Annotated in this window: 15 protein-coding genes; 7 read left to right on the forward strand and 8 right to left on the reverse strand. The window is 70.2% G+C overall.

The annotated features are described in order from the left end of the window. The 4 genes from DMP23_RS46050 to DMP23_RS46065 form a co-directional block, all read right to left on the reverse strand. Window positions 1-669 carry a hypothetical protein gene (locus DMP23_RS46050; RefSeq protein WP_337825024.1) on the reverse strand — a complete coding sequence of 223 codons (669 nt, stop codon included), beginning with the start codon at window positions 667-669 and terminating at the stop codon, window positions 1-3. Between the two features lie 101 nt (window positions 670-770). Further along, the gene (locus DMP23_RS46055; protein WP_238606996.1) at window positions 771-1,004 is read right to left on the reverse strand and encodes a hypothetical protein; all 234 of its coding nucleotides are present in this window, start codon (window positions 1,002-1,004) and stop codon (window positions 771-773) included. Window positions 1,005-1,020: 16 nt separating this feature from the next. Next, a complete protein-coding gene (locus DMP23_RS46060) occupies window positions 1,021-2,634 on the reverse strand; it encodes a hypothetical protein (RefSeq protein WP_238606997.1) in 1,614 nt (537 codons plus the stop codon). Next, the gene (locus DMP23_RS46065) at window positions 2,627-2,881 is read right to left on the reverse strand and encodes a hypothetical protein (RefSeq protein WP_337825025.1); all 255 of its coding nucleotides are present in this window, start codon (window positions 2,879-2,881) and stop codon (window positions 2,627-2,629) included. Before DMP23_RS46065 ends, DMP23_RS46060 begins: the two co-directional genes overlap by 8 nt. Before the next feature lie 463 nt (window positions 2,882-3,344). Between DMP23_RS46065 and DMP23_RS46070 the strand changes: the two genes are divergently transcribed. After that, the gene (locus tag DMP23_RS46070; RefSeq protein ID WP_337825026.1) at window positions 3,345-3,878 is read left to right on the forward strand and encodes a hypothetical protein; all 534 of its coding nucleotides are present in this window, start codon (window positions 3,345-3,347) and stop codon (window positions 3,876-3,878) included. A 76-nt stretch (window positions 3,879-3,954) separates the two neighbouring features. Here DMP23_RS46070 and DMP23_RS46075 read toward each other — a convergent pair whose 3' ends face one another. Then, window positions 3,955-4,176 carry a hypothetical protein gene (locus tag DMP23_RS46075; protein WP_037813255.1) on the reverse strand — a complete coding sequence of 74 codons (222 nt, stop codon included), beginning with the start codon at window positions 4,174-4,176 and terminating at the stop codon, window positions 3,955-3,957. Between the two features lie 138 nt (window positions 4,177-4,314). Between DMP23_RS46075 and DMP23_RS46080 the strand changes: the two genes are divergently transcribed. The 3 genes from DMP23_RS46080 to DMP23_RS46090 are packed head-to-tail and all read left to right on the forward strand — an operon-like array spanning window position 4,315 to window position 6,352. Further along, window positions 4,315-4,650 (forward strand): DUF3040 domain-containing protein, encoded by a 336-nt coding sequence (locus tag DMP23_RS46080; protein WP_238606998.1) that lies wholly within the window; start codon window positions 4,315-4,317, stop codon window positions 4,648-4,650. Further along, on the forward strand, window positions 4,635-5,726 hold the full coding sequence (locus tag DMP23_RS46085; RefSeq protein ID WP_337825027.1) for an SDR family oxidoreductase: 1,092 nt from the start codon (window positions 4,635-4,637) through the stop codon (window positions 5,724-5,726). Before DMP23_RS46080 ends, DMP23_RS46085 begins: the two co-directional genes overlap by 16 nt. Next, on the forward strand, window positions 5,723-6,352 hold the full coding sequence (locus DMP23_RS46090) for a phosphoribosyltransferase (protein WP_337825028.1): 630 nt from the start codon (window positions 5,723-5,725) through the stop codon (window positions 6,350-6,352). The genes DMP23_RS46085 and DMP23_RS46090 overlap by 4 nt, the downstream gene beginning before the upstream one ends. Here DMP23_RS46090 and DMP23_RS46095 read toward each other — a convergent pair whose 3' ends face one another. Both DMP23_RS46095 and DMP23_RS46100 read right to left on the reverse strand, forming a co-directional pair. Next, a complete protein-coding gene (locus tag DMP23_RS46095) occupies window positions 6,353-7,348 on the reverse strand; it encodes an inorganic phosphate transporter (RefSeq protein ID WP_134662378.1) in 996 nt (331 codons plus the stop codon). Then, window positions 7,349-7,963: a DUF47 domain-containing protein gene (locus DMP23_RS46100; protein ID WP_134734498.1), complete on the reverse strand. Its 615-nt coding sequence runs from the start codon at window positions 7,961-7,963 to the stop codon at window positions 7,349-7,351. A gap of 100 nt (window positions 7,964-8,063) precedes the next feature. On the opposite strand from DMP23_RS46100, the gene ku reads away from it, so the two are divergent. Further along, the gene (gene ku, locus DMP23_RS46105) at window positions 8,064-8,963 is read left to right on the forward strand and encodes a non-homologous end joining protein Ku (RefSeq protein ID WP_337825029.1); all 900 of its coding nucleotides are present in this window, start codon (window positions 8,064-8,066) and stop codon (window positions 8,961-8,963) included. A gap of 421 nt (window positions 8,964-9,384) precedes the next feature. Here the strand turns inward: ku and DMP23_RS46110 are convergent, their stop codons facing one another. Continuing rightward, the gene (locus DMP23_RS46110) at window positions 9,385-11,337 is read right to left on the reverse strand and encodes an aconitate hydratase (RefSeq protein WP_337825030.1); all 1,953 of its coding nucleotides are present in this window, start codon (window positions 11,335-11,337) and stop codon (window positions 9,385-9,387) included. Window positions 11,338-11,435: 98 nt separating this feature from the next. Here DMP23_RS46110 and DMP23_RS46115 point away from each other — a divergent pair, with 98 nt between their 5' ends. Both DMP23_RS46115 and DMP23_RS46120 read left to right on the forward strand, forming a co-directional pair. Then, window positions 11,436-11,771: a plasmid stabilization protein gene (locus DMP23_RS46115; protein WP_337825031.1), complete on the forward strand. Its 336-nt coding sequence runs from the start codon at window positions 11,436-11,438 to the stop codon at window positions 11,769-11,771. A gap of 10 nt (window positions 11,772-11,781) precedes the next feature. Next, entirely contained in the window at window positions 11,782-13,593 is a 1,812-nt protein-coding gene (locus tag DMP23_RS46120) for a glycoside hydrolase family 15 protein (RefSeq protein WP_337825032.1), read from the forward strand. Window positions 13,594-13,636: the final 43 nt, after the last annotated feature.

The raw sequence follows: 13,636 nt of genomic DNA on the forward strand, positions 1-13,636 counted from the left end.
TCAGTTCTGCGGCACCGGCCAGACCGCTGCGGGATGACAGTGTTCCGGGCACGCGAGCAGGTGCACCGCGTTGCCGAGAAGCAGCACATAGGACTCTCCATAGGAATCGTGGCGCTGGTCCGCTCGGCCGGGCGCCTCGCGAATTCGGTGCACTCCGGAATCTCGCACAAGAACGCCATCTCGGCACCGCACGCGCAGACGTGCCGTTGCGGATCCTGAAGCCAGCACGGCAGCCCGCCGACTTTGAACTCCATCCGGCCGGTGCTCCGTTCGGTGAACCCTTCGCGCGGGACAGGCCTCCACACGGTTTCCATCTCGTACTCCGGAGAACGCACCGGGGTGATCCAGCACGTGCGGATTTTCCCAGTAGCGCTCCGGAAGCTGCTCCGGCTCTCCGGGCAGACAGGCCGCGTCGTTGTGCACCGGCCACTGGAACACGAGCAGGTGGTCGCCGCCGAACCGCGGGATGTCCGGCGGGACGTCCAGCTGGAAGAACAACGTCATCCGCTCGCCGCAATAGCACTCCGGCCAGTCCTCGTCCTCGGGCAGGATCGGCCTGCCGCCGAAGGTGTTCCGCGAACCGGGGCGCGCCCGAAGGTATGGGTTTTCCACCAGATACATCGGAAGGTCGGGTCGGCGGACCTCGGGCGACGGTTCGAAGGCAGTCACCGGATCAGCCTAGGGCGGCCCGGAATTCCCGTCCGGCGTTCCGCCGAAAAGCCCGGCAAAGAGCGGGCACCGCCGTGAAGTCCGGTGCCCGCTCGTGCCGGTCACGCCGTCCGCAACCGCCGCCACTCCCACGTGGCCAAGCCGGCGAACAGCACCGTCGCCACGCAGGCGACCGCCGTCAGCAGCCACTCGGTTTCCCCGCCTCCGCCGTCCGGGGACGCGCCGGTCGTGCGTTCGATCCAGTCCGGGACCGTGAGCGTCAGCACCAACGCGACCGCGCTGAGCACCGCGAGCGCGGCCTCCGCCGCGATCCGGAACTTCTGTGCAGTGTTCATGACACCCTCCCTGCTCTCAGTACTTCGCCGCGTTGAGACGGGTCCGCCAGGTGTTGCCCGCGCCGGCGTATTCGCCGTAGCTCCACACGGTCCGGGAATCCGACGGGTCCCGGCCGATGCCGAAGTAGTCGCCCCATCTGCCGCCGGTGTAGGCGCTCTGCCCGGCGATCACCGAAGCGCTGCCCTGCAACGTGCCCGGCGGATCGGTGGCGAGGCGGCCGGTCTGGCGGAAGTGGCCGTACTCGTCGGCGGCGGACCGGCCGAACGCCACGTGGGCGTTGCGGGAAATGTCGGTCTGGATCACCGGGAAGAAATAGTGCCTGCCCGGCGCGCCGAAGGCGCCCTGTTGCGTGATCGCGTGGCTGGGCACGTCGATCTCGTACCACTGCACCACTGACCGGGCTTCGGTGTCGCCCCGCCAGCTGTACGCGGACGTGTGCGTCGTCCACAACCGCTGGGTCCGGCCCGCCGCCTGGAAGACCGCGTTGAGCAGCCGGGTGTCGTTCGTGGCGATTCTCGTTGTCCCGCCGTCCTTTTGCACCGCGCCGGGCGGCAGGTTGTAGCTCCGGCACGGTACGGCGGTCGCGGCCAGCGTCGGCGCGCCGCCCGACCACAGGCCCAGCGGGTTCGACAGCGTCCACAGAGTCAGGCTCGACCCCGACGGGAACAGCGAGTTCACCAGGTAAGCGCGCGGATTCCCGCCCACGCCTTGGAAATGGCAGGCCGGCTGGACGGAGAACGCAGCGCTCCCGTCCGGGTTCTTCAGGCCCCAGAAGTCCCACCAGCGGATCGTGTGGCCGCCGCCGGACCCGCCGCCGTACAGCTCCGCCTTGTTGAAGATCCGCAGTTTCGCGTAGGCGAACCCGCCGCCGAAGGCGAATTGGTTGGTGGACACGTAAATCGCCTGGCTGTCGAAGCCCAGCATCGGGTAGTCCGACCAGTTGCCGGTGGCGGTGGCCCCGTTCGCGGTCGCGTCGGTGCTCCAGATCCAGTACGCGCCCGCGGGGTCGGCCGTCTGCGAGACGCCGAGCATGATCCACGATCCCTGCGGGTTCGCGCGCCGGGCGGCGATGCAGACGATCCAGCGGCCGCTGTAGTGGTCGTAGGCCAGTTTCGGGTCGAACAGCTGCGCCCCGGCGGGCAGCACCGGGTTGAACATCGCGGTGAAATTGGCCCACCGGAACTGTTGCAGCCCGGTCTTGTCGTAGCCGACCAGGTCCACGTTGACCGCGGCCATGACCTGCTTCGGGCCGACCGCGACCGTGCAGTCCGGCGGCCGGAACGCGGTCTGCGAAATCCCCTCGAAACTCGCCGACGCCGCCGGCGCGAGCCCCTCGACGATCTCGTCCTCCGGCGGGTTCTCCTCCGACAGTTCCGCCGCCGCTTCCTCGTCCAGCTGCGCGTCGAGCGCGTCCCCCGGGGCCAGCGCCTCCGCGCCGTGCTCGCGCGCGCCGGTCTTCAGCCGGTCGTACTCCTCGACCGGAACCGGGAACCGTTGCGCGAACAACGGCGACCGTTCCGGGGACAACGGTTCGGCGAGCAGTTCGCCGACCGTCAGATCCGCCATTTCCCGCGACGCGCCCCCGGCCGTTTCCCCTGCCTGGCCTTCGAGCACCTGTGCTTCAGGCATCACGGTGATCACCCTCTTCCTCCGCGGCCTCGTCGCCGGCCCGTGCCGGGGCGTCGGCCTCCTCCTCCCGATCGCGGTGCCGCTCGGCGGCCGCCTTCAGCCGTTCCATCTCGGCGGCCGGGACCGGCATCCCGATCGGAATCTCGTACCCCGCTTCCGGTTCGGCGGGCGCGTTTTCGCCCGCCGGGCCGCTTTCCGCGCCCTCTGCGCGTCCGGCCCCGGACCGCGGCCCTTCCGGTTCGCTCATCGTTCACTCCCGGGAATTCCGCCCGAAAAGATCAATTCCGGCGAGGTTCACGAAAAAGGTCGCACCAGACCCGGCGACGGATACGGGACGCCGCGACCTTCAGCCGAACGGCGCAGCGGAAATCGATTGCAGCATTTTTTCCCCGATTCGCCCGGAAGGCGCATAAAAACCGACCGGAAACAGTTCCGAAGAACCTTTCCAGCCATCCGGAGCCGCCCGTCCGGACTCGCCCCGAAAGCCCGAATGCTGGCGGATCAAGCATCCCCGGCCCGTTCGCCCGGCTTGCGCCGCGTTTTCGGATCATCCCCTCAGACGCCCAGAACGCACGTCCACCTTGCGCATTTTGCCGTCCGGCAAGTTGAGCACCCGGTTAATTCTTCACGCATTCCTTCGAAGGTAGGTAGTGCGCTTGCCCGGAATCGGCGGACGCTGGCGCGACCGTGCTCCAGGGAGGAGATTTCCGATGTCCCGACTTGCCCGTTTCGCCGCGCCTGCCGTCATTCTGGCCGGTTCGCTCGCTTTGGTCGCGCCCGCCGCGCACGCCGCCGTTCCGCACGCTCTCGCCGCAGCCTGCTCGCAGTCCTATCTTCCGCTGCCCGACCCGGCCTGCACGCCCGGCGCGACCAACCCGGACGTCACCCAGGACACCATCGGCGACACGATCTGCGTCCCCGGCTGGACCGCGACCATCCGCCCGCCGACGACCTACACCAACAAGCTCAAGAAGCAGGGCATCATCGACTACGGCTACTCCGACACCTCGCTCAGCTCGTACGAGGAGGACCACTTCCTGCCGCTCGAACTGGGCGGCGCGCCGAAGGACCCGAAGAACCTCTGGCCCGAGCCGCACGACGGCGACCAGAACTCCTACAGCAAGGATTCCGTCGAGAACGCGGTGAAGAAGGCGGTCTGCGCCGGGAAAGCCACCCTCGCCGACGCGCAGCACGCGATGCTCGCCAACTGGACCACTGCCGAGTCCGTGCTCGGCATCGACTGAGCGGACGTGAAGGGCTCCTTGCCGGAATCTGATTCCCGTAAGGAGCCCTTCACGGACTTCTGCCGAACGCGGCGGCCTAGGGCGAGCCGTCGGCGGGCCGCGAAAGCACGGCCAGCCGCGGACGTCGCGTCTCCCCCAGCCCCGGTCCCGGACGATGGGCCCGGCACACCGTGCACACCACCGCGTGGCTGACCGGCGTCCCGTCCTCCTGCACCAGCCTGCCCACGTGCACCGCCTCGCGCCCGCACTGTCCACAGGGGACGGTCGCGCTCTCCGGGTCCACCAGCAGCCTGCTCATCTCGTGCTCCCTCCGACGTGCTCCGGCGAAAGCGTCCGGTTACCCGGCGTCTTCCGGGGCAAACCGGACGCCTCCGCCGTTCCGGTTTGGCCTGGCCGGGAACGGGTAAGCCGTCGGTCAGGCGGAAGGGAGCAGGCGATGGCCGCGCACCGGCAGCCGGATCCCCACCGGGCGCTGCGTTCGATGGAACGCGAGCTGCTCGCCACCGACGCGCTGTGGATGCGGCGCGCCTTCGGGCAGGCGGCGTGGCCGCTGCGCCGGGCTTGGCCGGTGGCGTGCTGGGCGCTGACCGCGGTCGCGGCCGCCCTGGTCGTCTGCGGGATCGTCTTTCCGCCGGAGGTGCCGCTCGCGCTGCTCGGCTTCGCGCTGGGGGCGATCGCGGTGTGCGGGCACGTCGCCCGCCAGGAGTGTCTGCGTCCGCCGAGCCGCCGGACTCCCGGTCCGGGGAAAGGATTTCCATGCCGCCCGTCGTAGTCGTGACCGGGGCCAGCGCCGGAGTGGGCCGGGCCGTCGCCCGAGCGTATGGCAGCCGCGGCGCGAAGGTCGCATTGCTGGCCCGGGGCGAGAAGGGGCTCGCCGCCGCGGCGGAGGACGTCCGGAAAGCCGGGGGCACGCCGCTGGAACTGCCGACGGACGTCGCCGATTTCGCCCAGGTCGACGCCGCCGCCACCCGCGCCGAGGAGGAGTTCGGGCCGATCGACGTCTGGGTCAACGTCGCGTTCAGCTCGGTGTTCGCCCGCTTCGCCGACGTCAAACCGGACGAATACCGCCGGGTCACCGAGGTGACCTATCTCGGTTTCGTGCACGGCACGATGGCCGCTCTCGCGCGGATGAAACCGCGGGACGCGGGCACGATCGTCCAGGTCGGCTCGGCGCTCGCGTATCGCGGGATCCCGCTGCAGAGCGCATATTGCGGGGCCAAGCACGCCATTCAGGGCTTCAATGAGGCGCTGCGCTGCGAACTTCTCCACGAGCACAGCGGAATCCGGACGACCATGGTGCAACTGCCCGCGGTCAACACGCCGCAGTTCACCTGGCTGCTGTCGCGGCTGCCCGAACACGCCCAGCCGGTCCCGCCGATCTACCAGCCCGAACTCGCCGCCCGCGCGGTGCTGCACGCGGCCGATCACCCGCGCCGCCGCGAGTACTGGGTCGGCACGAGCACCGCCGCGACGCTGCTGGCCAACGCCGTCGCGCCCGGCCTGCTCGACCGGTACCTCGCCCGCACCGGCTTCGGCGCGCAGCAAACCGGTCAGCCGCAACGGCCGAGCCAGCCCGCGAACCTGTGGGAGCCCGCGGACGGCCCGCGCGGGTTCGACTACGGCGCGCACGGGGAGTTCGACCAGCAGGCGAAGACGCGAGACGTCCAGCCCGTGCTGAGCCGCCATCACGGTGCGGTCGCCGCCGGGCTGACCGCCGCCGTACTCGGTGCCGGGGAGCTGCTGCGCCGCACCGCGCAGAAGCGAAATCGGCCCGCGGCCCGCGTAGCCGCTGGTCTGGCCGCTGTCCGGCAAACGCTCCGGCGCGCTGCGAAGAAGGGCCGCCGGTGAGACCGTTCCGGGACCGCGCGGACGCGGGCGCCCGGCTCGCCGCCGCCCTGGCCTGCCGGGAATGGACGGACCCGGTGGTCTTCGGGCTCGCCCGCGGCGGGCTTCCGGTCGCCGCGCCCGTCGCCGAGGAACTGGACGCGCCGCTGGAACTGCTCGTCACCCGCAAAATCAGCGCACCGGGACGACCGGAACTCGGCCTCGGCGCCGTCGCGGCGGACGGGCCGCCGTTCTTCGACCGCGCCGGGCTCCGGGCGCTCGGGCTCACGCCGGAGGACATCGCCCGCCAGGTCGACCACGCCCGTACCGAGGCCCGCGACCAAGTCCGCCGCTACCTGGGCAGCCGCGCCCCGCGCTCGCCGGCGGGGCACGACGTCGTGGTGGTCGACGACGGCGTGGCCACCGGCGGGACCGCGATCGCCGCGCTGCGGGCCCTCCGGGCGCACGCACCGCTGCGGCTGGTCTTCGCCGCTCCCGTCGGCGCGCCGCCCGCGCTGGACAAGCTCTCCCGCGAGGCGGACGAGGTGGTCTGCCTGCGGGAGCCGGAGGAATTCCGCGCGGTCGGCGAGTTCTATGCGGACTTCAGCCCCACCAGCGATGAGGAAGTCCTCGCCCTGGTGCCCCCGTGATCAGTTGAACGCGGACAGCAGCCAGAACATCAGCGCGGCGACCCCCGCCGCCGCCGGGAACGTCAGCACCCAGCCGAGCACGATGTCGCGCGCGATCCCCCACCGCACCGCCGAAAGCCGCCGCGTCGCGCCGACGCCCATCACTGCCGCGGTGATCACGTGCGTGGTCGAAATCGGCGCCTTCACCGCGAACGCGGTCAGGTACAGCACCGAAGCCCCGACCGATTCCGCCACGAACCCGTGCGGCGGGTCGAGCGGGAAGACGCGGCGGCCGAGCGTCCGCATGATGCGCATGCCGCCCGAGCAGGTGCCGAGCGACAGCGCGCCGGCGCACACCAGCGTCACCCACAAGGGCACCGCGAACGTGTCCTGTTTGCCCGCCGCGATCAGCGCCAGGACGAGCACGCCCATGCCCTTTTGCGCGTCCTGCAACCCGTGTCCGAGCGCGAGCGCCGAGGCCGACACGATCTGCATCCGCCGGAACACCCGGCCGCTGCGGTGCGGGTTCGCCCGGCGCAGCAGCCAGAGCACCGCCACCATCGCCGCGTAGCCGAGCACCAGCCCGAGCAGCGGCGACGCGACCATCGGCACCAGCACTTTCTCCACGATGCCGGTCCAGTGCACGGTGCTCGCCGCGGCCAGCGCGGCCCCGACCATCCCGCCGATCAGCGAATGCGACGACGAGGACGGCAGCCCGAAATACCAGGTCACGAGGTTCCACGCGATCGCGCCGACCAGCGCGGCGAGCACCACGGTCAGCGCGCCCGGGCCGGGCGGGACGTCGATGATCCCCTTCGCGACGGTGGCGGCGATCCCGGTCGACAGCAGCGCTCCGGCCAGGTTCATCACCGCGGCCAGCACGAGCGCGGTGCGCAGCGGGAGCGCCCTGGTCGAGACCGCGCTGGCGATCGCGTTGGCCGCGTCGTGGAAACCGTTGGTGTAGTCGAAGAAGACCGTCAGCACCACGACGGCGACCAGCGCGGCGGTGCTGTCCACTCAGGACTCCTTGACCGCGATGGTCTGCACCACGTCCGCGACGTGCTCGAAGCCGTCGGCCGCCAGCTCGAACTGCTCGACGACCTCCTTCGCCTTGAGCACCTCGAGCGCGTCGGCTCCCGGCTGGAAGAGGTCGGCGAGCATCCGCCGGTAGGTGTGGTCCGCCTCGTTCTCCAGCGCGTTGATCTCGATCCAGTACGGCGACAGCTCGCCGACCTTGGAGAGCCCCGGCATGGATTCCGCGGTCAGCTCCGCCGCGCGGCACAGCACGCGCAGCATCCCGTCGGTGCCCGGCGGGAACTTCTCCAGCCGGTACAGGACCGCGAGGTCGGCGGCAGTGTCCACAAAGTCCAGCACGTCGTCGATCCGGGCGGCCAGCGCCTGGATGTCCTCGCGGTCGAACGGCGTGACGAACGTGCTGTTCAGCTCGACCATGATGGTGTGCGTCAGGTCGTCGCCGGCGTGTTCGACCTCGTGCAGCCGGGCCGCGATCGCCTCCCGGTCGGGCGGCGACGCCTCGGTGAGGTCCCGCAGGAGCGCGGTGGCGGTGACGAGGTTCGCGGCCGCGTCCGCGAGCAGCTGGAAGAACTGGCTTCCGCGAGGTTTTATGCGCATCGGAGCAAAAGCTACCCCGTAACCCCTTCGCTCACACCGGCGCGGTGTGCCGCGCGCCCGGATTGGGTACCCGCCGGGCATCAGGGAGGAAGGAGCGCCGATGCGTCCGGTGTGGCAGGGTGCGCTGTCGTTCGGGCTGGTGAACGTCCCGGTGCGGATGTACAAAGCGGTCGAGGACCATGCCGTGCACTTCACGCAGTTCCAGCGCGGGACTCAGGACCGCATCCGCTACCGGCGGGTGAACGAGCGGACCGGTGACGAGGTGTCCTACGACGACATCGTCCGCGGCCGGGAGGTCGGCGACGACGAGTACGTGCTGGTCGAGCAGGAGGAACTCGACGAGATCGCGCCGGGCCGGTCGAGGTCGCTCGAGGTGGAGAGCTTCGTGGACCTCGAGGAGGTCGACCCGCTGTTCTTCGACCGCGCGTACTGGCTCGCGCCCGCCAAGGAGGAAGCGCAGCGCCCGTACGTGCTGCTGCTCGACGCACTGTCCAGCCGGGACAAGGCGGCCGTCGCGAAGTTCGTCTTCCACGGCCGCGAGCATCTCGCGCTCGCCCGCGCCGGCGACGGGGTGATCGTGCTCAACACGCTGCATTACGCCGCCGAGGTGCGCAACGCGGACGACGTGCCGCAGCTGCCCGCCAAGGCCAAGACGAACCAGAAGGAACTGGACCTCGCGGTCAAGCTGATCGACGCGATGACCGAGCCGTGGAAGCCCGACGAGTTCCGCGACACCTACCGCGAGCGGGTGGAGGAGCTGATCGAGGCCAAACGGGCCGGGAACACCGTCACGCCCGCCGCCGAGCCGGAGCAGCCGACGAAGGTGGTCGACCTCATGGAGGCCCTGGCGAAGAGCGTGCGCGGCAGCCGCAAGCAGCGCACGCCGGATCTGTCCCAGCTGTCCAAAACGGAGCTGCAGAAGCTCGCGAAGGAACGCGACGTCAAGGGGCGTTCGAAGATGTCGCGGGCCGACTTGGAGGCTGCGCTGAAGGCCTCCTGACCAGTGAGAGGTCCGTGAGGGCGTCCCTGGTCGCGGAGTCCCCAAGCCGGAGGCTTAAGCCGCGTCGATCGAGCCCGGCTCACTGTCCACAAGAGACCCGCGACTCGCCGAAATGCCCCATGCCAGGGACTTAAGGCGACCCTGCGGGTGCATGGGGAGCGCGTCCGCCCGAGCCGAGAAGACCGGGCCGGCTGCCAGCAGACGGGCCCGTCGGGCGGAAGCGCGGTGTGCGGTCTGCGAGGGACCTCACAGACCCATAGAACCGGTCAGACGGACATTAATCGGGCATTTCGGCGGGGATGGTGTCCTGTGTGGACAGTCCGCGGGCCGAGACCGCCCGGCTTAAGTCCCTGGCATGGGAATCTGATTCCCTCGGGGTTCCCCTCACGACACTCAAACCGCGTGCCCCAGGGCCGACGTCTCAGTGCAGCGCCCGAGCCAGCTGCGGAATCCGCCCGCCGGCCAGCAGCACGTCCACCTGCCGCGGCGACAGCTGGTGCCGTGCCCGGTACTCCTCGTCCCGGGTCTGGTTCCGCACCGTGAACTCCCCCGTCTCGGCCAGCCGGTGCAGCCCGGACACCGACAGCACGTCGTCGCGCTCGATCTTCTCGCTGTCCTCCGACTCGGCGAATTCCAGCGGCAGCACCCCGAAGTTGACCAGGTTCTGCCAGTGGATCCGGGCGAACGACCGGGCCAGCACCACGCGCAAACCCAGGTACCGGGCGGTGATCGCGGCGTGCTCGCGCGACGAGCCCTGGCCGTAGTTCTCCCCCGCGACCACGAAGTGCGCCGGACTGTCGGCCGCACGCTTCGGGTAGTCCTCGTCGATCCGGGTGAAGGTGAACTCGGCCAGCTTCGGGATATTCGAGCGGTAGGGCAGCGCGCGGGCTCCGGCGGGCGAGATTTCGTCGGTCGACACGTCGTCCCCGGCCTTCAGCAGGACCGGGCCCTCGAGCTCGTCCGGCAGCGGGTCGAAGTCCGGCAGCCCGGCGACGTTCGGGCCCTTCACCAGTTCCTCCCGCAGCGCCTCCTCCTCCGGCAGCGGTGCGGCGAAGACGCGCGGGTCGGCTGCCGAACGGGCTGGTCCGGCGACGCGCGGGTACGCGAGGTGGTGGGCGGTGGCGTAGTCGCGCGGATCGGTCAGCACGCCGGTCAGCGCCGACACCGCCGCGGTCTCCGGCGAGCAGAGCCAGACCGAGTCGTCGGCGGTTCCGGACCGGCCGGGGAAGTTCCGCGGGAAGGTGCGCAGCGAGTGCGTGCCGGGCGCGGGCGCCTGGCCCATTCCGATGCAGCCGAGGCAGCCCGCCTGGTGCACGCGGGCCCCGGCCGCGACGAGGTCGGTGAGGTGTCCGCTGCGGGCCAGTTCGACAAGGATCTGCCGCGAGGTCGGGTTGACGTCGAAGCTCACCGAATCGGCCGTCTGCCTGCCCCGGACGGTGGCCGCGGCGACCGCGAAGTCCCGGAATCCGGGGTTGGCGGAGGAACCGATCACGACCTGCCCCACCGGCGTCCCCGACACCTCGCGCACCGGCACCACGTTGCCCGGCGACGACGGCTTCGCCACCAATGGCTCCACTGTGGACAGATCGATCACGTCTTCGATGTCGTAAGAGGCGTCGCGTCCGGCGCGCAGGTCGCGGAAATCGTGTTCGCGCCCCTCCGCCCGAAGGAACGCGCGGATCGCTTCGTCGGCCGGAAACACTGTCGCGGTCGCGCCCAGCTCGGCGCCCATGTTGGCGATCACGTGCCGGTCCATCGCGCTCAGGCAGGCCAGTCCCGGGCCGTGGTACTCGATGATCCGGTGCCGTCCGCCGCTCACGCCGTGCCGCCGCAGCATCTCCAGCACGACGTCCTTCGCCGACACCCACGGCGGCAGCTCGTTCTCCAGCCGGACACCCCAGATCTCCGGCATCCGCAGGTAGAGCGGCTCCCCCGCGATGGCCAGCGCCACTTCGAGGCCGCCGACGCCGACGGCGAGCATGCCCAGCGCGCCCGCCGCGCAGGTGTGCGAATCGGACCCGGCGAGGCTCTTGCCGGGCACGCCGAACCGCTCCATGTGCGTCGGGTGCGAAACGCCGTTGCCCGGTTTGGAGAACCACAGCCCGAACCGGCGGCAGGCGGAACGCAGGTAAGCGTGGTCCTCGGCGTTCTTCTCGTCGGCCTGCAGCAGGTTGTGGTCGACGTACTGGACGCTCAGCTCGGTTCGCGCGCGGTCGAGCCCGAGCGCCTCGAGCTCCTGCATCACGAGCGTGCCCGTGGCGTCCTGGGTCAGTGTCTGATCGACCCGCAGGCCGATTTCGGTCCCTGGTTCGAGCCGGCCGGCGACCAGGTGCTCGGCCAGCAGCCGCCCGGCGAGAGTCTGTTCGCGTCCCACTCGCGAGCGGGTACCCGTTTCCGCCGCGGCGAACCGCGATGTTTCCGTCCCGTCCGCGCGGGCAATCCGGGGATCAAGAACGGCGGAAGGAGACTGGGATGCCGCAGCAGGCTTGGAGCTCGAAACGGGAACGGCAGTACCAGCACATCGAGGAGTCGCAGGAGGACCGCGGCACCAGCAAGAAGCGCGCGAAGGAGATCGCCGCCCGCACGGTGAACAAGAACCGGGCGCAGTCGGGCGAATCGGACCGCGCGAGCAAGTCCTCGGTGCGCGACAAATCGCCGCAGAAGCGCGGCGGGCATCGTTCCGGCAAGCGGCTCGGACCGGGCGGTCCGACGCGCGACCAGCTGTACAACGAGGCCAAGAAGCGCAATATCCACGGCCGGTCGACGATGACCAAGAAGGAACTGGCGAAGGCGCTCGGCCGGGACTGAATCCGCTGCGATGAACCAGCGCCCGATCGAAGACTATGCCCTGCTCGGCGACCTGCACACCGCGGCGTTGGTGTCGCGGGAAGGTGCGATCGAGTGGCTGTGCCTGCCGCGGTTCGACTCCCCCGCGTGCTTCGCCGCGCTGCTGCACGACGAAAGCGCGGGCGTGTGGCAGCTCGGGCCCGCGGACGGCGGGCCGGCCACCCGTCGAGGTTACGTCGGCGACTCCCTGGTCCTCGCCAGCGAATGGGACACCGCCGACGGCACCGTGCGCGTGGTCGACTTCATGCCGCCGCGCGACGGAGCGGCCGATCTCGTCCGCATTGTCGAAGGCGTGCGCGGCCGGGTCCCGATGCGGACCTGCCTGCGGCCGCGGTTCGACTACGGGTCGGTGCGGCCGTGGGTCCGGCACGTCGACGGACGATTCGACGCGGTCGCAGGCCCCGACGCGGTCCGGCTGACCACTCCGGTCGAAGTGTCCACCGAGGGTTTCGCCGAATTCACCGTCGCCGAGGGCGACCGCGTGCCGTTCGTGCTGACCTACCACGCCTCCTACCAGGAACGCCCCGATCCGGCTGACGCCGAGAAAGCGCTGGCGCACACCGAACGCTTCTGGGCGGACTGGATCAGCCGCTGCCGGTATGACGGCCGATGGCCTTCCGCGGTGCGCCGTGCGCTGATCACCTTGAAGGCGCTCACCTACGAACCGACCGGCGGCATTCTCGCCGCGCCGACGACCTCGCTGCCGGAACAGCTCGGCGGCGAACGCAACTGGGATTACCGCTACTGCTGGCTGCGCGACGCCACCTTCACCCTGCAAGCGCTCGTCGGCACCGGCTATCCGGACGAAGCGAAAGCCTGGCGCGAATGGCTCGTCCGCGCCGCCGCCGGCGATCCGGCCGACCTCCAAGTCCTTTACGGACTCGACGGTTCCCGCCGCGTTCCGGAGTCCACATTGGACTGGCTCGACGGATACGCCGGTTCCGCCCCGGTACGGATCGGCAACGCCGCCGCGGGCCAGGTCCAGCTCGACGTGTGGGGAGAAGCGCTCGACGGCCTGCATCTCGTCCGCGAAGCCGGACTTCCGGTGATACATCCGGCATGGGATCTGCAACGCGGATTGCTCGATTTCCTCGAAGGCCATTGGGACCAGCCCGACCGGAGCCTGTGGGAGGTCCGCGGCGAACCGCAGCATTTCGTGCATTCCAAGGTGATGGCGTGGGCGGGCGTCGACCGGGCCGTCCGGACGGTGGAATGCCACGACCTCGACGGACCGGTCGACCGCTGGCGCGCGCTGCGCGACCGCATTCACGAGGAAGTCTGCCGGAAGGGTTTCGACACCGGCCGCAACACTTTCACCCAGTTCTACGGCTCGCACGGCCTGGACGCCGCGTTGCTGCTCATCCCTCGCGTCGGCTTCCTCCCCGGAAGCGACCCCAGGGTGCGCGGAACCGTCGACGCGGTCCGGAAAGAACTGTCGCGAGACGGTTTCGTCCACCGTTTCGACCCGAATGCCGATTCCGGCCCCGGCGATTTGAGCGGCGGCGAGGGCGCTTTCCTGCCGTGCAGTTTCTGGCTCGCCGACGCGTTGCACGGAACCGGCCGAACTGAGGAAGCCGTCGAGGTTTTCGAGCAGATGCTGGCCGTCCGCAACGATGTCGGCCTGTTGAGCGAGGAATACGACATGAGCGCCGGACGGCAGCTCGGGAACATGCCGCAGGCGTTCAGCATGGTCGGGCTCGTCAACACCGCGCGCCACCTCGACGGAGCGGAAACCACCACAAACGCGACAGGCCACGAACAGGGGCTGCGACACGACGTGTAACGCCCCCGACCTCCGGGTAGCCGGGGAGGACTCAACGCACGGG

Origin of the sequence: Amycolatopsis sp. A1MSW2902 (assembly GCF_017312175.1) — a bacterium.
In the GTDB taxonomy this organism is placed as follows: Bacteria; Actinomycetota; Actinomycetes; order Mycobacteriales; family Pseudonocardiaceae; genus Amycolatopsis; species Amycolatopsis nivea.